Origin of the sequence: Phenylobacterium sp. (assembly GCF_036501465.1) — a bacterium.
Lineage (GTDB): Bacteria > Pseudomonadota > Alphaproteobacteria > Caulobacterales > Caulobacteraceae > Phenylobacterium.
Window position 1 is genome coordinate 88,931 of record NZ_DASYAF010000159.1, and the last position, 18,517, is coordinate 107,447.

Sequence of the window (18,517 nt, forward strand, 5' to 3'; positions counted from 1 at the left end):
GAAGGGGCGATGCGGGCGGCGCTCCTCCATCTCGACACGGCGCTGATCGGACAGGACGCGCTCGCGGGGCGTGTGGCGGCGGCCGGCGGGCGGGCCGTGGAGGCGCGTGACCTGGGCCCGGCGCTGCGGCTGTGGAGCCGACCCAAGGCGATCGACGGCCTGCGGGCGCGGTTGCGCGAGGCGCTGCCGGCCGCCGACGGCGCGGCCCTGGTGATGACCGGCTCGGGCGACTTCCACCACGTGAGCCCGCTGCTGCTGGAGCGCGCCCTGGAGGCGTCGGACGCGCCTGCGGTGACGGTGCTGCACTTCGACAACCATCCGGACTGGGTGCGGTTCGAAAACGGCGTCCACTGCGGCTCCTGGGTCGGTTGGGCGGCGCGGATGCCGAAGGTCGCCAAGGTGATTACCGTGGGCGTTTGCAGCCGCGATATCCAGGGGCCCAGCCCGCGCCGCGCCGACCTTGAACTGATCTCGGGTGACCGGCTGGAGCTCTACGCCTATCGCGCGCCGGATGGGGCGGACGCCGTGCGCCTGTGCGGCCGCGAATGGCCGACCATCGAGGCGGTGGGCGAAGACGCCTTCGCCAGCCTGCTGGCGGGGCGGATCGGGACGGACGCCGTCTACGTCACCATCGACAAGGACGTGCTGCGCTCGTCCGACGCCGCCACCAACTGGGACCAGGGCCGCACGAGCCTCAGCTTCCTCAAACGGCTGATCGCGGTGCTGGCCAACCATCGCCTGATCGGCGCCGACGTGGTGGGCGACTGGTCGCCGGCAGTCTATGGCGGGGGACCGATCGCGACCCTGATGAAGCAAGGCGAGGCCCTGCTGGACCAGCCCTGGTCGAAACCCGCGCCCACCGCCCGCGCCGCCAACGAGAACGTCAACCTCGAGCTTCTCCAGGTGCTCGCCCCAGCGTCTCGGGGAGGAGCCTCTTGAACGCCCCCTTCAACACCCCCGCGGCCTTCCTGCCGCCGGGCGTCAAAGACCGCAGCTTCCGGATCCTCGGCGACACCGGCAAGGGTGTGATGCTGATCCACGGCCTGACCGGCGCGCCGCAGGAGATGAAGCCGGTCGGCCGGGTGCTGCACAAGAAGGGCTTCAGCCTCTACGGCCCCATGCTGGCCGGCCACGGCGGCACCGAAGCCGACCTGTTGAAGACCGACTGGCGCGACTGGGTGGACTCGGCCGCCGCCGCCTACGAGGCCTTCGCGCGGGAAGTGGACGAGGTCTATGTGGCCGGCATCTGCGCCGGCGGCGCCATCGGCCTGGAGCTCTGCGCGCGGTATCCGCAGATCAAGGGCGCGGCGGTCTATTCCATGCTGTTCGAATACGACGGCTGGAACATGCCGAAGATCACCCTGGGCGCGCCGCTGATCCAGGCGGTGGCCAACCTGCCGGGCCTGCGCAGCTTGAGCTTCGCGATGCCGCATCCGTTCGGATTCAAGGATCCGAAGATGCAGGCGCTGGCGGGCTCGATCGACTCGCTGATCCCCGGCGCGCTCGACCGCATGCCGCTGGGCTGCATGTACCAGCTCTATCGCCTGGCCCGGCGCGTGGAGACGGTCGCGCCCACGATCAAGGCGCCGGTGCTGGTCGCCCACGCGCGTGAGGACGACATGGCGAACCTCAAGAACGCCCACCGCCTGGCCGCCGCCCTGGGCGGACGGACCGAGGTCGTGGTCATGGAGGACAGCTACCACATGATCCACGTGGACCGGGAACACGCCAAGCTGGCCGCGATCACCGCCGACTTCTTCGGCGCCGCCCAGGCGGTTCCAGCAGCGGACATGGCTGTCCCCGCTTGATGCCCTACACCCAGCGAGTGGTGACCAGCCTGCGGGCTGCCGATCGCGCGCAATGGGAGGCGTTGAAGCGCCCCGATCCGCTGGAGAGCTACGACTATCTGCTGGCCGTCGAGGAGGCCGGGCTACCGGGCTTCGCCTGGCGCTATGTGCTGTTGGAAGACGACGGCCTGCTGGTCGCCGCAGCACCGATGTTCCTGACCGACTATGCCCTAGAGACCACCCTGGTCGGCCCCGGCAAGGCGCTTGTCCAGGGCGTGCGCCGCATCTTTCCACAGGCGTTCAAGCTGAAGCTGGCGGGCATGGGCTCGCCCTGCACGGGTTCGCCCGGGCTCGGCCTCTGGCCCGCGATGACCGCCGATATGAGCGCGATGCACCTCTCGGTGCTGATAGGGGCCTTCGAGGCTGAAGCCCGGGCCCGCCGCTGTGGCCTCTTCGCCCTCAAGGACGTGGCCGAGCCGCAAGGCGCGCTGTTCGCCGCCGCCGCCCGGCCCCAGGGCTACCGGCCCATGGCCAGCCTGCCGATCGCCGTCCTGCCGATCGACTTCCCCGACCTCGACGCCTACTTCGCCCGGCTCTCCTACACGGCCCGCAAGGATATGCGCCGCAAGCTGCGCGTGCTGCCGAAGCTGCGCATCGAGGTGCGTGAGGACATCGCCGACGTCGCCGAGCGGCTGATGGGCTTCTACGCCGCCACCCGCGAGCGCGCCGACATGGCCTTCGAGGAGCTGACCGCCGCCTATTTCGAGGGCGTGCCGAAGGCCATGCCGGGCCGCGCCTTCTGGGTGCTCTACTGGGAGGGCGAGACCCTGATCGGCGGCAACCTGCTGCTGCAGGACGAGGCGACGCTGGTCGACAAGTACATCCTGATGGAGCCTGTGCGGGGCCGGGCGCTCAATCTCTATTTCGTCAGCTGGTTCACCAACGTCCGACTCTGCCTGGAGCGTGGGCTGAAGCTCTACCAGCCGGGCCAGGCGGCCTATGAGAACAAGCTGCGGCTGGGCTGCGAGCTGACCCGCACCGCGATCTGGTTCCGCCATCGCAATCCCCTGGTGAACGCGGTGATGCAGGGCTTCGCGCCGCTGTTCGCCGCCGACCCGGCGCCGCGGAACAGGGCTCCATGAATGTGGCTTCAGGGCACGGTCGAGCCATGATCTGCGGGCGCCGGCGCCCTTGTCTTGACGCGCCGGACCCCCAGGTTGAGGTTGCGCGGTCGCGGCGGCGTCCGCAGCAAGAGGTCGCGTTTGTGGCGGCGGTTATTACGGATTAAAGCATCGCCATGGCCCAAGTGATCCCCAGCGACGACGAGCTGTTCGACGTGATCTCCAAGGAAGCCCTGATCGACCGGGCGACCTTGAGCCGCGAGGCCAACTTGGAAGACCTCGGCATCGCCTCGCTGGACGTGATCAGCGTGCTCTTCGAGGTGGAGGAGCGGTTCGGCATCCTGGTCGAGGCCGAGGAACTCACCGACTGCAAGACGCTCGGCCAGTTGATGGACAAGGTGAAGGCCAAGGCCGAAGCCGCGGCCGCCTAGGACAGGACGTTCCGTGACCCGCATCGCCGTGACGGGGCTGGGCGCGATCTCGGCGCTCGGAGCCTCGCTGGAAGACAATTGGCAGGCCGTGCTCGCCGGCCGCGGCGGTATCGAACGCTGCGTGATGGGCGACAGCCCCTATGGGCCGGGCGGGCTGGAGTTGCCCATGGCTCGGGTCGCCGAAGGCTATGAAGCGGCGATGGACGCGGCGCTCGGCAAGCCGACGGCCGGCGGGCTCGATCCCTTCGCCAAGCTGGTGCTGGCTCCGGCCATCGAGGCGCTCGCGCAATCGGGCCTCAGGGGCCATCCGGTGCTGGAAGAGCGCACCGCTGTGATCTTCGGCCACGGCCTGGGCGGGCTGGCGACGCTTGAGGCCGGCTATGAGCGCTTCTTCGGCCTGAAGTCGCCCCGCCTGCATCCGTCCACCGTTCCGAAAGTGATGGTGAGCGCCGGCGTCAGCGCCGCGGCCATGGCCTTCGAGGTCAAGGGTCCGGTGTTCGCCGTGTCCAGCGCCTGCGCCTCGTCCGCCCACGCGGTGGCGCAGGGGGCGGCGATGATCGCCATGGGCCAGGTGGACTGCGCCCTGGTGGGCGGCAGCGAGGCCATCTCCACCGCCGGCTGCGTGCGCGCCTGGGACGCGATCCGGGCCATGTCGCCGACCACCTGCCGCCCGTTCAGCGCCGACCGCGACGGCATGGTGCTGGGCGAGGGTGGCGCGGTGATGGCGCTGGAGTCCTGGGACCACGCCAGCGCGCGCGGCGCGACCATCCTGGGCGAGCTGGTCGGCTGGGGCATGTCGTCGGACGCCTTCCACATCACCCAGCCTTCGCCGGAGGGCCAGGCCCGCGCCGTTCGCCAGGCTGTCGCCATGGCCAAGGCGTCCGCCAAAGCTGAAGATTGGCGCGACGACATCCTGATCTCCGCCCACGGCACCGGCACGCCGCTGAACGACGCGGCCGAGACCCAGTCGATCGTCGAGGTGTTCGGCGAAGCCGGCCGTAAGCTGCCGGTGATCGCGACAAAGTCAGCGCACGGCCACCTGATCGGCGGCTCTGCGGTGCTGCAGGCGGCGCTGGGTCTGCGCGCGCTGAAGGAGGGCCTGGCCCCGCCGATCCAGAACTTCAACGAACGCGACCCGGCCTGCGACCTGGACCTGGTGCTGGGCGAGGCGCGTCCCATCGCCTCGAAGCTGCTGCTGCAGAACGCTTTCGCCTTCGGCGGCCTGAACGTCGCCCTGATGTTCGCCGCCGCCTGAGCGGCGGGCTAGCCCTTCCCGCTTACGATGAACAACGTCTAGCGGCGGGTCGCCTGGGTCAGGCGCGGCAGGTCCGGCAGCACGATCCGTCCGGCCCGGAACACGATCAGGCCTTCGCGGCGCAGCTGCTGCAGGATGCGGTTCACGTGCACCACCGACAGGCCCAGGTGGTCGGCCAGCATCTCCTGGGTCAGCGGCAGCGGCATGCTCTGTTCGTCGGCGAGGCCGGAACGGCGCTGGCGGCGGTGCAGGTCGACCATCAGCTCGGCGGTGCGCTCATAGGCCGACAGCCGGCCCAGCCGCACGACCTGGCGCAGCAGCCTGGCCTGGACCGCCTGGCGCATCCGCGCCCAGGCCTCCGCCAGCGGCCGCAAGTCGCCGGCGAGCCGCTCGCGCAGCGTTGAGACGAGACCGCTGGAGTCCACCGTGACGACGGTGGTCAGCGCCGTGACCGCCAGCCCGGGTTGCAGGTCCAGCAACGGCTCCAGGATGTCGCCGGCGATCAGCAGGGAAATGATCTGCCGGCGGCCGTCCTCCAGGGTGGCGGTGATGGCGGCCCAGCCGCTGGCGATCAGGATCGGCCGGTGGTCGCCCGCGCTTTCGCCGCGGCTGATCTCCGAGTCGGCGGAGTAGCTGCGCGGCGCGCCCAATCCGTCTCGGACGAGCGCGAGGTGTTCAGGATTGAGCGCGGCATAACTCGCCAGCGCCGCTTCGAGGGGCGCGGAGCGACCAGCGGCCCTCGAATCCGGCAGTGGACTTACTGTCATGGCGACGCATCAAACATGTCCTCCCCGACCTGGCCCTTCACATAGGTTAGTTAGCTGTAATTCAGGTCACCGATGAAGGTTCCCGAATTCGAGCGCGCTGGCCGTCTCGTCTCGCGAAATGTTGGAAAGGCGGCGGCCCTGTGTGGAAAAAGCGCCTTCTTTCAAGGCGTTTTACCTCCAGTAACCGGCCTAGAGGTCGGCCCAGCGCCGCAGGAGCCGATGATAGAGGTTCGTGAGCTGCAACTTGGCGCTGTCGCCGTCTCCGCCCGCCGGCAGCTGCTGAAGCGCGGCGTCGAACTCAAAAAGCAACTGCCGCTCGCCGTCGTCGCGCACCACGCTCTGCACCCAGGTGAAGGCGGCGATTCGCTCGCCCCGGGTGACCGGACGCACCTCGTGGATGGTGGTGGCGGGGTAGAGGATCGCATCGCCGGCCGGCAGCTTGATCGCGCGGCCGCCCATCAGGTCGCCGATCACCAGCTCGCCGCCGTCGTAGTCGGCCGGATCGCTCAGCATCACCGTGATCGACAGATCGGTGCGGATGCGCCGGTTCGTGCCGTCGACCGGCCGGATCGCGCCGTCGATGTGGGGGCCATAGTGACCGCCGCCGGCGTAGCGGTTGAAGAGCGGCGGCAGGATGGTCTGCGGCAGGGCCGCCGACAGGAACATCGGGTTCCGCTCCAGCCGCGCGCGCACCAGCTCGCCCAGCCGCACCGCCGCCGGATCCTGCCAGTGGAGCTGCAGGTTCTGCTTCACCGGCGCCGAAAGGAAGCCGGCCGTGCCGCGCCCATCGACCCATTGCGCGTCGGCGAGCGCGCTCCGGCACTCGGCCAGGTCCTCCGCGCTCAGGACGCCCTCGATGTGCAACAGCATGCCGCGAAGGCTAGTTGCTGTAGGCCAGGGTGAACAGGGCCGTGCGGCCTTCGCCCGGAACCACGTGGAAGCCGTGGATCTGGTCGTAGTAGAACTTGTCGGTCAGGTTGTTGAGGTTGACCTGCACGCGGATGTGCTGCGTCGCCTGCCACTTCGCCATCAGGTCGATCGTCGTGTAGCCCGGAACGCTGGTGAACGGCGTCGTGCTCAGCGAGGCGAAGCGGCGCGACAGATAGTTCAGCCCGCCGCCGACCTGGACGTTCATCGGCAGCTGGTAGGTGGTCCAAAGCGTGGCGCTGTTCTTCGGAGCGTTGAACAGCGGCGAGCCCAGCGGCGGGCCGCCCGTCACCGTCTTGATGGTCTTGCCGTCGAGGTAGGTGTAGCCGGCGCTGACCGCCCAGGCGTCGGTGAGCTTGCCCGCCAGCTCGATTTCGGCGCCGTCGACCCGCTGGTCGCCGGCCAGGATGTTGAAGGCGGTGTTGGTGGGGTCGGGCACGCGGGCGTTGGTCTTTTCCTCGCGGAAGATCGCGCTCTGCAGCTGCAGGCGGGCGTCCAGCAGGTTCCACTTGGTCCCGACCTCGAAGGTCTCGTTGGTCTCCGGCGCCAGGCCGATGTTGCCGACGTTGAACGAGCGCACCGCGACGATCTGGGACAGGGCTTCGGCCGACGGATTGAATGAGGTCGAATAGTCGAAATAGATCGTCCCGTTCGGCATGGGCTTGTAGACCACGCTGCCGCGCCAGCTCGGCTTCTCGTCGGTCTGCTTGACGTCCTGGCGGGTGGTCGGCTGGTTCACGGTCGCGGCCGTGGCGCCGAAGAACTGGGCGACGTAGTGCGACTCGAAGCGGTCCCAGCGCACGCCGCCGGAAACCTCCCACTGGGGCCCGAACTTGAGCGTGTCGATCAGATAGGCGCCCAAGGTGTTGGCGGTGGTGGAGACCTTCACCCGCGGGAAGTCGATGCCCGAGAACGGCTGGTTCTCGTCGGGCGTCAGCAGCGAGGTGGCCGGGATGTTCAGCCCGTTGTCATAGGTCGGCTTGGAGCTTTCCGGCCCGACCTCCCAGCCCGCCGCCAGATGGTGCTCGATGGCGCCGGTGTGGAAGGTGGCCAGCACATCCATCTGGTTCTGCAGGAAGGTCTCGCGGCTGGTGCCGCCCTGCAGGGCGCGGTTGACCTGGATCGCCGAGATCGGCGTCGCGGCCGTGACCCCGGCGGTGATCACCTGGGGCTCCATGTCCCGCCAATGGCGGCCGTAGTCGGCGTAGCGGAGCTGGTCGCGGAAGGTGATGTCGGGCGAGAAATCGTGCTCGAACTTCGCCGTGGCGATGTTCGCCCGGGTGCGCAGATAGTCGCTCTCGAAGCCGTAGAAGTTGTCGCGCGGAACCGGTGCAGGTGCGCCGCGCAGGTAGGGCAGGCCATAGTCGGGGATATCGTCTTCCCACTGGTAGAGATAATCGAGCGTCAGCCGGTTGGCCGTGCCGATGCCGAAGGCCACGCTGGGCGCCACGCCCTCGCGGCGGTAGCGGGCCACGTCGCGGTCGGTGAACTGCTGGGTGTGCGCCATGGCGTTCAGGCGCACGGCGGTGGTGTCGCCCAGCGCCTGGACCGGCGCGTCGAGGTCGATGGTCCCGCGCGCCATGTCATCGGTCCCGCCCACCGCCTCGGCGCGGACGAAGCCCTGCAGGCTGGGCGCCTTGGAGACCTGGTTGACCACCCCGCCGGTCGAGCCGCGGCCGAACAGGACCGACGACGGGCCCTGCAGCAGCTCGACCTCCTCCAAGTCGAACGGGTCGCGGGTGTAGCTGCCGAAGTCGCGCATGCCGTCGAGATACATGTCGTTGCGGGCGTTGAAGCCGCGGATCGACAGGTTGGTGCCCATCCAGCTCGATTCGCCGGCGCCCAGCGAAATGCCCGAACTGTTGCGGAACACATCGGTCAGGCTGGTCGCGCCGCGATCCTCGATGACCTGGCGCGGGGTGATGCTGAGCATCTGCGGTGTGTCGATCACCTGTTCGGTGAGCTTGCTGAGCGTCGGCTGGTCGGCCTTATAGCCCTCCGGCGGCTGGCCCTTGACGGTGACGCCGCTGACCGAGGTGGTCTCCTGGGCGAGCGCGGCGCCGGCGTCGCAGAGGAACAGCGCCGCGGCGATGGAGCCCGCGAACTGCGGCAGGCGCGAGATGGTGGGCGTGGGATCGTCCTTGGCCATGGTCTCCCCTCGGTGGTCTTCTTGCGCCGGCGCACGGCGACGTTGTCTGTATGACCGCGCCATAGGCCGTTATGCAGAGGGTTTGCAAGTCGCTTGGTTGACGGAAAGGGAAGCTCTGCGGGTGGATGACGCCGAACAGCTGTTTTCCGACGCGATCCAGCGGTTCCAGGCGCGCGAGCTGGACGCGGCCGAGGCGCTGCTGCGCCGCGCGCTCGCCGTGGCGGCGGATCATGTGCCGAGCCTCAGCCTGCTCGCCCAGATCGCCGGCCGCGCCGGGCGTGACGCGGAGTGCGTGGACCTGCTCGAACAGGCGATCGCGCACGGGACGCCGGAGCAGGCCACGGCCGCCGGCCTCTGGTTGGGCGCCGCGCACCGCCGCGCGGGCCGGACCGAGTTGGCGGTGGCGGCCTATCGCCAGGCGCTGGAGATCGCCGAGGACCCCCAACTGCTGAACAGCCTTGGCGTGGCGCTCAAGGACCTCGACGACCTGGCCGGCGCGGCGGCCGGCTTCGAGCGGGCCAGCGCGCTGCAACCCGGCTTCGTGGACGCGCTCTACAATCTGGCCGCCGTGCGCAAGGACGAGGGGCGGACGGACGCGGCCGTGGCGCTACTACGCGAGGTGATCAATCGCGCGCCCGACCTGGCGGCGGCGCGGTTCGCACTGCCGATGGCGCATCTTTCGCCGCTGTATGAGACCGAGGAGGAGATCGACCGGCGGCGCGCGGCCTATGGCGGCGAACTTGACGCCCTCATCACCCACGCCGAGCGGGTCGGGCCAGCGGCGCTGGCGGCCGGCGTCGGCGCCGCCCAGCCGTTCCAACTCGCCTACCAGGGCCGCAACGATGTGGCGCTGCAGCGCCGCTACGGCGCCCTGGTCTGCGCGGCGATGGCGGCGGCCCATCCCGCCGCGCCCCTGGCCGATCCACCGGCGCCGGGCGAGCGCCTGCGGGTCGGGATCGTCTGCGGCTATCTGCGCGACCACTCGGTCTGGCGGCTGCCGACGCGCGGCTGGGTGGAAGGCCTCGACCGCGCCCGCTTCGAGCTCATCGGCTTCCACACTGGCGCGGTTTGCGACGCCGAGACCGACCGCGCCCGGGGCCTGTTCGACCGCTTCGTCCAGGGGCCGCTGCCGCTGGCCGACTGGCTGTCGGCGATCGCCGGGGTCCGGCCGCACGCCTTGATCTATCCGGAGATCGGCATGGACCCGATGGCGGCCAGACTCGCCGCCCTGCGCTTGGCGCCGGCCCAGTCCGCCTCCTGGGGCCATCCGGTGACCAGCGGCTACCCGACCATCGACCACTACCTCAGCAGCGAGGCGATGGAGCCGGCGGGCGCGGACGCCAGCTACGCCGAAACCCTGGTGCGCCTGCCGGGCCTGTCGAGCGAATTCTCCGCGCCGGCCTGCGACGCGCCGGTCCCGTCGCGGGCCGCCCTGGGACTGCCGGACGCGGCGGTTGTCTACTGGTGCGGCCAATCGCTCTCCAAATACCTGCCGCAGCACGATGGGGTGTTCGCCGAGATCGCGGCGCGGGTTCCCCAAAGCCGGTTCGTCTTCGTCGAATATCCGGGCAGCCCTCCGCTCACCCGGCGCTTCCGAGACCGTCTCGCCGCCGCCTTCGCGCGGCGCGGGCTGGACGCCGAGCGCTTCGTCATCATCCTGCCGCGGCTGGCGCCGGACGCCTATCGCGCGGCCATGGGCGCGGCCGACGTCTTCCTCGACAGCATCGGCTGGTCGGGTTGCAATTCCCTGCTCGACGCCTTCGCCCACGCCCTGCCGGCGGTGACCCTGGAGGGCGTGACCCTGCGGGCGCGCCACGCGGTCGCGATGCTGCGCGCGGTCGGGCTGGCGCGCCTCGTCTGTGCGACCCGGGCGGACTATGTCGAGGTCGCCGTCACGCTCGGGACCGACACCGGAGCCCGCGGCGCCGCGCGCCGGTCGCTCCGTGACGGCCTGCCGGGACTCAACCGCGTCTCGGCGATCCCGGCGCTGGAGGCCCACCTGCTGGCGACGTCGGCCCGCTAACGGTAGGTCGGCGGCTCCCACTGCGGCCAGACGTCGGGCACGTCGGCGGAGACCCTGTCGGGGAACTTCGCGTCGCGCTTTTCAAGGAACGCGCTGATGCCCTCCTGGGCGTCGGCCGAGGCGCCGCGGGCGCGGATGGCGCGGCTGTCGGCCCGGTGCGTCTCCATGGGATGATCGAGGGTCAGGCCGCGCCACATCAACTGACGGGTGAGCGCCATCGAGACCGGCGCGGAAGCTTCCAGATAGGTCTGGGCGATCGCCCGGGCGGCTGGGATCAGGTCGTCGGGCGCGTGCAGCGAGCGCACCAGGCCGCGGTCATGCGCCTCGGCGGCCGGGAACACCCGGCCGGAATAGCACCAGTCCAGCGCCGTTGAGATTCCCACCAGCCGGGGCAGGAACCAGGAGGAACAGGCTTCCGGGGTGATGCCCCGCCGGGCGAAGACGAAGCCGTACTTGGCCGCGTCCGATGCGATGCGGACGTCCATGGCCAGCTGCATGGTCGCCCCCACGCCCACCGCCGCGCCGTTCACCGCGGCGATCACCGGCTTCAGGCTGTCGAAGATGCGCAGGGTCACGCGGCCGCCGCCGTCGCGGGTGACGTCCTCGGTGTCGCCGGCCGCCAGCCGCTCGGCCTCGCGGTTCGCGCCGAAGGTCCCGCCGCCGCCGCCCAGGTCCGCCCCGGCGCAGAAACTGCGGCCCGCGCCCGTGACGATCACCGCGCCTACCGCGTCGTCGGCGTCGGTCAGATCGAAAGCGGCGACAAGCTCCAACGCCATCTTCGGCGTGAAGGCGTTCATCCGCTCGGGCCGGTTCAGCGTGATCGTCGCGATCCCGTCGGCGACATCATAGAGCAGGGTCTCGAAGGTCGGGTTGGGCATGGCGGCTCGCTTGCGGAAATCAACCGGGATCGTTGGCGGCGCGGACCTTGGCGAGACCCCGGCGCATGCCGGCCAGCCAGCGCTCGTAGTCGGTGGCCTTGACCGCGAAATAGTCGCGCACCTTGGGGTGCGGCAGGATCAGGAAGCGCTCGTCCGCCAGGCCCCGCACAACGCAGTCGGCCACCTCCTCGGGCGTGGCGACTCCGTCCAGGGCCGCACCCTTGCCCAGGCGGCCCTGCATCAGGGGCGTGTCCACCGCCTGCGGGCAAAGCGCCGAGACGCGGATTCCGTGGTCGCCGTGGTCGATGGCCAGCTTCTCGGCCAGGGCGATGGCGGCGTGCTTGGTCACCGCATAGGAGGCCGAGGGCAGGGAGGTGAGCAGGCCCGCCGCCGAGGCGGTGATGAGGAAGTAGCCCTCGCCCAGGGCGGCCATGTCCGGGATCACGGCGCGCGCGGCCCAGACGTTGGCCATGACGTGGATGTTCCAGTTCAGCGTCCAGACCTCGTCGGGCGCGCTCTCGTCGCCGTCCAGCACCAGGCCGGCGTTCGAGCAATAGATGTCGATGCGGCCGAAGCGGTCGATGGCCGCCGCCGCCAGGGCCTGGATGTCCGCCTCGCGGGTCACGTCGCAGGGCTGGGTGACCACCAGCACGGCCGGGAAGGCGGCGCGCAGCACTTCGCCGAAGGTCCCCAAGGGATCGGCCTGGATGTCCCCCAGCACCAGGGCGTGGGCGCCCTCGGCGGCGAAGCGCCGCGCCATGGCCGCGCCGATGCCACTGGCGGCGCCGGTGATGACGATGACCCTTCCGGTGATCTCCATGGCCGCGCTTACTCCGGCCCGCCGCCATAAAGCAGCTCCCTCGGCTCCACCGGCAGGCCCTTGATGTAGTTGCTGACCAGGGTCTTCAGCTTGCCCTCGGGGGCCTTGTCGATCCGCGCCTCCCACTGCGGGGTCGCCATTTGGGCCGACCAGGCGTCGAACTCGGCGCGCATCTGCTTCATCTTGGCGGGGTTGGCTGTCGCCAGATCGTGATGTTCGCCGATGTCGTGGCTGAGGTCGAAGAGCCAGTAGGCATCCTCGGCCTTGACCAGCTTCCAGGACCCTTGGCGTTCGGCCGCCTGGGGGCCCATCCGCCAGAACAGCCGCTCATGCACATCGCCGGTCTTCGCCCCGGTCAGGTAGGGCATCAGGTTCCTACCCTCGATGATCGGGTCCGCGTGCGCCCCCGCCAACGCCAAAGCGGTCGCCGTGACGTCGAACTCCATGGCCATCGAATGGACGACCTTGCCTTGCGGCAGGCGCCCCGGCCAGCGGAAGATCGCAGGCACCCGGATGCCGCCCTCCAGGGTCAGATCCTTCACCCCGTTCAGCGGGCCGTTGGACGATGTCGTCTGCCAGGTGGGTCCGCCGTTGTCGCTGATGAAGACGATCAGGGTCTTCTTCGACAGGCCGGCCCTATCGACCGCCTCGACGATCTTTCCGACCCCCTCGTCCAGCGCTGCCACCATCGCCAGGTGGGTGCGCCGCTTGGGGTCCTTTTCCGAGGCGAACCGGTCGAGGTAGGCCTTGGTCGATTGCAGGGGCGCGTGGACGGCGTTGTAAGCCTCATAGAGGAAGAACGGCCGGTCCTTGTTGGCGTCAATAAATTTCACGGCCTCGTCGGTGAAGGCCTCGGTCGTGTGGGCGACCATCGGCGCGGGCTGAGTTCCCCGCATCAGCGCCTTGCCGCCGTTCCCTCCAGGAACATAGGCCATGGCGCCGTCCAGGAAGCCGAAGAAGCTGTCGAAGCCGCGGGCGGTAGGCTGGTTGGTCGGCGTGAATCCCATGTGCCACTTGCCGACCATTCCGGTGGCGTAGCCCAGGTCCTTCAACCGCTCCGGCAGCGTCTTGTGGTCGCGCGGCAGGCCAAAGCTCGTGGAGGTGCGTTGCTCGGCGCCGGGATTGGTCTCGAAGCCGAACCGTTCCTGATAGCGCCCGGTCATCAGCCCGGCGCGGCTCGGCGCACAGACCGGCTGGTTGGCATAGTAGTCGGTGAGCCGCACGCCCTGGGCGGCAAGGGCGTCGATGTGCGTCGTGGAGATGTCCTTCGCGCCCTGTACGCTCAGGTCGCCATAGCCCATGTCGTCGGCCAGGATGACGATGATGTTTGGGTGGTCCTGGAGCCGTTCGGATGACTTTTCCGGGGGCCGCTCAAGCGTCGCTTCCGCCAGGGCTGTGGCGGTAGGGGCGGCCAGGACAGCCGCCGCCGAGAGCGCACTCAAACCCCGCTTCCAATTCATCCGCCTATCCTTCGAAACGCCCGGGAAAAGCCGGGCGCAGAAGCCGCCTCGGGCCTCTGCGCCCAGTTCCAGGGGAGGTTAGGCCGCCGGCTCGATCCCGCGGCTAGCGATCGGTCACCATTTGTAGTCCAGCTCCGCGCCCCAGGTACGCGGGTTGCCCAGCCAGCCGACGAAGCCGTTGGCCGCCGCCGTGCCGCCGGCGCTGATGTTGGCGCCCTGGGTCTGCGCCGCCTCGGTGACGTAGTAGCGCTTGTCGGCCAGGTTCTTGCCCCAGATCGACACGCGCCACTTGCCGCTCTCCGCCAGGAGGCCGAGGCTCGCGTCATAGAGCGAATAGCCGTCCTGGAACGAGCGCGGGTCGAGGCTGGCGTCCATGTACTGCGAGCTCTGGTAGCTCATGTCGGCCTGGACGAACCAGCGCATCCCCGTGCCCGCCAGGGGCTGTTCCCACTTGCCGTTCAGGCTGGTCCGCCATTTCGGCGCGTAGGGCAGCGTAAGGCCGTTGAAGCTGCAGAATTTCTTGGTGGCGTCGGTGAACTGGCCCGACGACGGCGGCGGGCTGGATCCGGCGAAGGGGAAGGTGGTGTCGCAGGTCAGCCGGTCCGCGCCGCCGGTGATCTTCGAGTCGATGTAGCTGGCGCTGGCGGTGAGCGTCAGCGGGGCGATCGGCGCCGCCTGGGCGTCGACCTCGATACCGTCGTTGCGGAAGTTGCCGGCGTTGCCGATCGCGAAGCCGGTGCCGGTCTGCAGCAGCACCGACTGCTGGTAGTCCTTCACCAGCATGCGGAAGACGTCGGCGTTCAACAGCAGCCGCCGGTCGAACAGCGTCGTCTTCACCCCGGCCTCATAGGTGATCGAGGTTTCGGGGGCGAAGGTGAAGGGCTGCACGATCGCCGAGCGGGAGTTGAAGCCGCCGTCCTTGTAGCCGCTGCCGCTGGTCACATAGGCCATGACGCCGGGGGTCAGGTCGTACTGCGCGCCCAGCGACCAGGTTTTGCCCTTGTCGTCGCGGTTGCCGATGATCGAGCCGCCGCCGCCTTGGTTGGCGACGAAGACCGGCGAAAGCGCGGCCCCGGTGATGTTCGACAGCACCGCGTTGATGTTGCCGGTCTTCTTGTCCTCGCTCCAGCGGCCGCCGGCCGTGAACCGGAACTCGTCGGTGATGTTGAAGGTCGCCTGGCCGAAAGCCGCATAGGCGTCGGTGGACTGGTAGTAGGTGAGGGTCTGGCGGTTGCCCGCCGGGATCTTGCCGCCGCCGCCGGTGGCGGCGGGGAACACGCGGTTCGCCATGGAGTCCACGGTGGTGATCGCGTTGTAGGTGATGTTGCTGTGGTAATAGTAGAGCCCGGCGACGTACTCGATGAACTGCTTCTTGTCCGAGGCGATCCGCAGTTCGTTGCTGGTCGAATAGATCTGGTCGATCTGCTCGTTGGTGGTGATGTCCAGCGGCAGCCCGCCCGGCCCCTGGTTGGGCGTATGGTCGTAGTACGAGCTGTAGGCCAGGATGTCGGTGACGGTGGCGTTGATCTGCGGCAGGCCGCGGGTCACCTGGCCCGAGACGCCATACATGTTGGTGACGTTCTCCGACGCGTCGGCGACGTTCGATTGCCACTTGCCGAGCGCCACGTAGGGGTGGCCCGGATTGGTCGCGGTCTCGGCGATGACGAACGGCGAGGTCGCCGCCGAGGTCGGCGTCGGGTTGTAGCCGAACACGATCCCGCCGGGGCCGAGCGGGTTGACCTGGACGAGGTTGTTTCCGTTGGTGCGGGCGTGGGAATAGTAGGCGATCAGGTCGACGGTGGTCTCCTGGTCGGGCGTCCAGCGCAGGCGGCCGCGCGCGCCTTCCTTGCGGTCTGAGTTCACCCATTCGTTGTCGTAGATGTTCTTGATGTTGCCGTCGGCCTTGTCGTCCCAGTAGGCGAGGCGCCCGGCCAGGTTCTCGGCGATCCCGCCGCCGATGACCCCGTTGATCTTCACCCGGCCGTAGTCGCCGACCTGCAGGGTGTTCTCGGCCTCGAACTGGGCGGTGGGGGCCTTGGTGGCGATGTTGATCGCGCCGACCGGGGTGTTGCGGCCGTAGAGAGTTCCCTGCGGGCCGCGCAGCACTTCCACCGTCGAGATGTCGGTGAGCTCGCTGTACACCGGCCCGGCGACCTGGATGTAGACGCCGTCGAGAAAGACGCCCACGTCCTGGTCGGTGCCCGGGTTGGTGCCCGAGGTGCCCACGTTGCGCATGACGATCGACGAGTTGCGGTTGTTGTTCGACTGGTTGATCGACAGGCCGGGCACGAACCGCGACAGGTCGGCCACATTGGCGATGTTGTTCTTCGCCAGGGTCTCGCCGCTGAAGGCCGACACCGACATCGGCACGTCCTGGATGTTCTCCGGCCGCTTTTCGGCGGTGACCACCAGCTCCTCGACCCCGACAGTCTTGTTGGCGGCGGCGTCGTCCGCGGCCGAGGCGAAGTGAACGTTGCAGCCCAGGCTCAGCGCCAGGGCGGAGCCGGCGACCAGCGACAATCTCGTGTTCGGCATCTTGGCTTCCCCCGTTTTGTGGGACCGAGCCAATCCTTGAGCCGCGCGGCGGAGGTCGATCGCAGGGGCCGCGAGCGCAGGAGCGCCTCATCCCTCTTTTGATGGCGTGGACCCTACAGTTGTTACCGATTGGGATCAAGAGAATGTTCCCGCCTGGTCTCATTTGCAGAACAGGGCTTGGCCGCGACGGCGGAATAATGTTACCGATTAGTCGCAAAAGTGGTGACGCAGATTGAGGCGCCCTTGATGGCCGACACCATCGCCAGTCCCGCGTCCGTCCCCGGCGAGACCTATCGGCCCGCCTATCGCAGCTACGCGCTCGGCCTGCTGCTGACCATCTATGTGCTGAACTGCCTGGACCGGCAGGTGATCAACATCCTGGCCGAACCGATCAAGCGCGAGCTGCATCTGGCTGACTGGCAGGTGGGGATCATGTCCGGGGTCTCCTTCGCCCTGATCTACACCATGCTCGCCGTGCCGATCGCGCGGCAGGCGGAGCACCGTCACCGGCCGGCGATCATCGCCGCCGCGCTCGCGGTCTGGTGCGGTTTCACCGCCCTATGCGGCCTGGCGCGGACCTATGTCCTGCTCTGCCTGTGCCGGTTTGGCGTCGGCGTCGGCGAGGCGGGGTGCACGCCGCCCGCCTTGTCGCTGATCAGCGACTACTTCCCGAAGGAGAAGCGCGCGACGGCGCTCGGCGTCTATGCCGCTGGCGCGCCGCTGGGCGTGCTGCTCGGCATGGGGTTCGGCGGGCTGGTGGCCGACGCCTATGGCTGGCGGGCGGCCTTCCTGATCGCCGGCGCGCCGGGCCTGATCCTGGCCGCCCTGGTGGTCGCCACCCTGAAGGAGGCGCGTCCCGCCGCCGCCCATCAGGCCGTCGCCGCCGCCAACCGGCCCAGCGTGCGCGAGACCGTGGCCCTGCTCGCTTCGAAGCAGACCTTCTGGCTGCTCAGCCTGGCGGCCGGGTTCAAGATGATCTTCACCGACGGCCAGGCGCCGTTCCTGGCCTCATTCTTCCTGCGCAGCCACCACGACGAGGTCGCCGCTCTGGCGGCCGGTTTCCATCTCCAGCCGGTGGGCTTCCTGGGCATGAGCCTGGGCCTGATCAATGGGGTGATGGGCGTGGTGAGCGGCTGGGTCGGCGGGGTGCTGGCCGACCGGGCCGCCGCCAGGAACCTGCGCTATGTGGTCATCGCCCCGGCCGCGGCCATGCTGGTGGCGACGCCCGCCTATATCGCCGCCCTCTATGTGGACAGCGTCCAGCTGGCCTTCGCCTTCCTGATGATCCAGTGCGCCACCAACGTCTTCTGGGCCGGCCCCGTCTATTCCAGCGTCCACGGCGTGGTGCCGGCGAGCATGCGGGCGACGGCCACGGCGGTGCTGATCTTCATCATCAACATGCTGGGGACCGGCGTCGGGCCGCTGTTCATCGGGGCGCTCAGCGACGGCTTTTCGGGCGCTTTGGGGCAGGGGACCGCCGCCGGCCTGCGTTCTGCGTTGACGGTGGCGTCCCTGGTCAGCCTGGCCGGCGTGTTCTTCTATTGGCAGGCCAGCCGCTCGATCGTGGCGGATATGGAGACGCCTGCGTGACGCTGGTCATCTTGCAGGAGATGCGCGCGTCGTGTTCAACCCCAGGTTCCACGGAATGGCGGCGGCCTTTGGGGCCCTGTTGCGATGGGAGGGTCCGGACCGGTGAATGAACATTCGCCCGCGCGTCCCCGGAAGGGTCGCGGCTCCAAGCCGCGCGTCAACGTCGCGGCGCGGCGGGAGGAGTACATCCGCGTCGCCAGTCGGGTGTTCCTGGACAAGGGCCTGGGCGTCGCGACCATGCAGGACATCGCCGACGCGGCCGGCGTGCCGAAGGTGCTGATCTACCGGATCTTCCCCTCCAAGCACGCGCTGCTGGACGCCATCCGCGATTTCGTCATCGGCCGGATCGAGGACGCCTATCAGTTGCCGGTCCACATCTATGGAGCCCGCGCCCAGCAGATCGCCCACGCCGCCCAGACTTGTCCGGAAGCCTTCCTCCTGATTTTCCGCTACGGCCAGACCGGCATCGAACGGCCCGATTGGGCCGAGGCGCTCAGGGAAACGATCGGGGGCTACACGCTGCGCCGCTGGTTCATGCCCGGGCCCGACGCGCCGCCCGGAGCGGAGGAGCGGGCGCGCTACGCCTCACGGCTTAACACCGGCCCGTTCATCGAGACCCTGATCCGCTGGATCGACGGCGAGGACGGCCTGGACGAGGAAACGCGCCTCAGGTGGTGGGGCCGCATCCAGCGCGAATTCCACCTGCAGTCGCGCGAAGCCTTTCGCCTGGGGAGCATGCCGACCACGCCCTACAAGGCCCCCGGCGAGGACTAG

Annotated in this window: 15 protein-coding genes; 8 read left to right on the top strand and 7 right to left on the bottom strand. The window is 69.2% G+C overall.

Features of this window, described 5'->3' with window-relative positions; genetic code table 11:
• Positions 1 to 9: 9 nt before the first annotated feature.
• From VGL85_RS18640 to VGL85_RS18660, 5 genes are all read left to right on the top strand, one after another.
• The gene (locus VGL85_RS18640) at positions 10 to 939 is read left to right on the top strand and encodes an arginase family protein (protein ID WP_331590507.1); all 930 of its coding nucleotides are present in this window, start codon (positions 10 to 12) and stop codon (positions 937 to 939) included.
• Positions 936 to 1,808 (top strand): alpha/beta hydrolase, encoded by an 873-nt coding sequence (locus tag VGL85_RS18645; RefSeq protein ID WP_331590508.1) that lies wholly within the window; start codon positions 936 to 938, stop codon positions 1,806 to 1,808. Before VGL85_RS18640 ends, VGL85_RS18645 begins: the two co-directional genes overlap by 4 nt.
• Positions 1,808 to 2,929, top strand: a complete 1,122-nt coding sequence (locus VGL85_RS18650; protein ID WP_331590509.1) for a peptidogalycan biosysnthesis protein — start codon at positions 1,808 to 1,810, stop codon at positions 2,927 to 2,929. The genes VGL85_RS18645 and VGL85_RS18650 overlap by 1 nt, the downstream gene beginning before the upstream one ends.
• A gap of 155 nt (positions 2,930 to 3,084) precedes the next feature.
• Entirely contained in the window at positions 3,085 to 3,339 is a 255-nt protein-coding gene (locus tag VGL85_RS18655; protein ID WP_331590510.1) for an acyl carrier protein, read from the top strand.
• A 13-nt stretch (positions 3,340 to 3,352) separates the two neighbouring features.
• Positions 3,353 to 4,594 carry a beta-ketoacyl-[acyl-carrier-protein] synthase family protein gene (locus tag VGL85_RS18660; protein WP_331590511.1) on the top strand — a complete coding sequence of 414 codons (1,242 nt, stop codon included), beginning with the start codon at positions 3,353 to 3,355 and terminating at the stop codon, positions 4,592 to 4,594.
• Between the two features lie 38 nt (positions 4,595 to 4,632).
• Here the strand turns inward: VGL85_RS18660 and VGL85_RS18665 are convergent, their stop codons facing one another.
• The 3 genes from VGL85_RS18665 to VGL85_RS18675 all read right to left on the bottom strand — a co-directional run bounded on the left by VGL85_RS18665 (position 4,633) and on the right by VGL85_RS18675 (position 8,437).
• Positions 4,633 to 5,244, bottom strand: coding sequence for a Crp/Fnr family transcriptional regulator (locus tag VGL85_RS18665; protein WP_331590512.1), 612 nt, complete (start codon positions 5,242 to 5,244; stop codon positions 4,633 to 4,635).
• A 306-nt stretch (positions 5,245 to 5,550) separates the two neighbouring features.
• On the bottom strand, positions 5,551 to 6,231 hold the full coding sequence (locus tag VGL85_RS18670) for a Fe2+-dependent dioxygenase (protein ID WP_331590513.1): 681 nt from the start codon (positions 6,229 to 6,231) through the stop codon (positions 5,551 to 5,553).
• Between the two features lie 10 nt (positions 6,232 to 6,241).
• Positions 6,242 to 8,437 (bottom strand): TonB-dependent siderophore receptor, encoded by a 2,196-nt coding sequence (locus VGL85_RS18675; RefSeq protein ID WP_331590514.1) that lies wholly within the window; start codon positions 8,435 to 8,437, stop codon positions 6,242 to 6,244.
• Positions 8,438 to 8,558: 121 nt separating this feature from the next.
• Here VGL85_RS18675 and VGL85_RS18680 point away from each other — a divergent pair, with 121 nt between their 5' ends.
• Positions 8,559 to 10,460 carry a tetratricopeptide repeat protein gene (locus tag VGL85_RS18680; RefSeq protein WP_331590515.1) on the top strand — a complete coding sequence of 634 codons (1,902 nt, stop codon included), beginning with the start codon at positions 8,559 to 8,561 and terminating at the stop codon, positions 10,458 to 10,460.
• Here VGL85_RS18680 and VGL85_RS18685 read toward each other — a convergent pair.
• From VGL85_RS18685 to VGL85_RS18700, 4 genes are all read right to left on the bottom strand, one after another.
• On the bottom strand, positions 10,457 to 11,338 hold the full coding sequence (locus VGL85_RS18685) for a crotonase/enoyl-CoA hydratase family protein (RefSeq protein WP_331590516.1): 882 nt from the start codon (positions 11,336 to 11,338) through the stop codon (positions 10,457 to 10,459). The two genes, VGL85_RS18680 and VGL85_RS18685, sit on opposite strands and share 4 nt — an antisense overlap.
• A gap of 19 nt (positions 11,339 to 11,357) precedes the next feature.
• Complete coding sequence (locus VGL85_RS18690; RefSeq protein WP_331590517.1) at positions 11,358 to 12,158, bottom strand: SDR family oxidoreductase; 801 nt, start codon at positions 12,156 to 12,158, stop codon at positions 11,358 to 11,360.
• An 8-nt stretch (positions 12,159 to 12,166) separates the two neighbouring features.
• Positions 12,167 to 13,600: a sulfatase-like hydrolase/transferase gene (locus VGL85_RS18695; RefSeq protein WP_331590518.1), complete on the bottom strand. Its 1,434-nt coding sequence runs from the start codon at positions 13,598 to 13,600 to the stop codon at positions 12,167 to 12,169.
• Between the two features lie 132 nt (positions 13,601 to 13,732).
• Positions 13,733 to 16,153, bottom strand: a complete 2,421-nt coding sequence (locus VGL85_RS18700; RefSeq protein ID WP_331590519.1) for a TonB-dependent receptor — start codon at positions 16,151 to 16,153, stop codon at positions 13,733 to 13,735.
• Positions 16,154 to 16,399: 246 nt separating this feature from the next.
• On the opposite strand from VGL85_RS18700, the gene VGL85_RS18705 reads away from it, so the two are divergent.
• Together VGL85_RS18705 and VGL85_RS18710 are read left to right on the top strand one after the other, a co-directional pair.
• Positions 16,400 to 17,743, top strand: coding sequence for an MFS transporter (locus VGL85_RS18705; protein WP_331590520.1), 1,344 nt, complete (start codon positions 16,400 to 16,402; stop codon positions 17,741 to 17,743).
• A 102-nt stretch (positions 17,744 to 17,845) separates the two neighbouring features.
• Entirely contained in the window at positions 17,846 to 18,517 is a 672-nt protein-coding gene (locus VGL85_RS18710) for a helix-turn-helix domain-containing protein (RefSeq protein ID WP_331590521.1), read from the top strand.

Coding starts and splice junctions, on each gene's coding strand:
- VGL85_RS18650 (WP_331590509.1), top strand. CDS start 1,808: ATGCCCTACACCCAGCGAGTGGTGACCAGCCTGCGGGCTGCCGATCGC.
- VGL85_RS18685 (WP_331590516.1), bottom strand. CDS start 11,338: ATGCCCAACCCGACCTTCGAGACCCTGCTCTATGATGTCGCCGACGGG.
- VGL85_RS18655 (WP_331590510.1), top strand. CDS start 3,085: ATGGCCCAAGTGATCCCCAGCGACGACGAGCTGTTCGACGTGATCTCC.
- VGL85_RS18690 (WP_331590517.1), bottom strand. CDS start 12,158: ATGGAGATCACCGGAAGGGTCATCGTCATCACCGGCGCCGCCAGTGGC.
- VGL85_RS18640 (WP_331590507.1), top strand. CDS start 10: ATGCGGGCGGCGCTCCTCCATCTCGACACGGCGCTGATCGGACAGGAC.
- VGL85_RS18705 (WP_331590520.1), top strand. CDS start 16,400: ATGGCCGACACCATCGCCAGTCCCGCGTCCGTCCCCGGCGAGACCTAT.
- VGL85_RS18675 (WP_331590514.1), bottom strand. CDS start 8,437: ATGGCCAAGGACGATCCCACGCCCACCATCTCGCGCCTGCCGCAGTTC.
- VGL85_RS18700 (WP_331590519.1), bottom strand. CDS start 16,153: ATGCCGAACACGAGATTGTCGCTGGTCGCCGGCTCCGCCCTGGCGCTG.
- VGL85_RS18670 (WP_331590513.1), bottom strand. CDS start 6,231: ATGCTGTTGCACATCGAGGGCGTCCTGAGCGCGGAGGACCTGGCCGAG.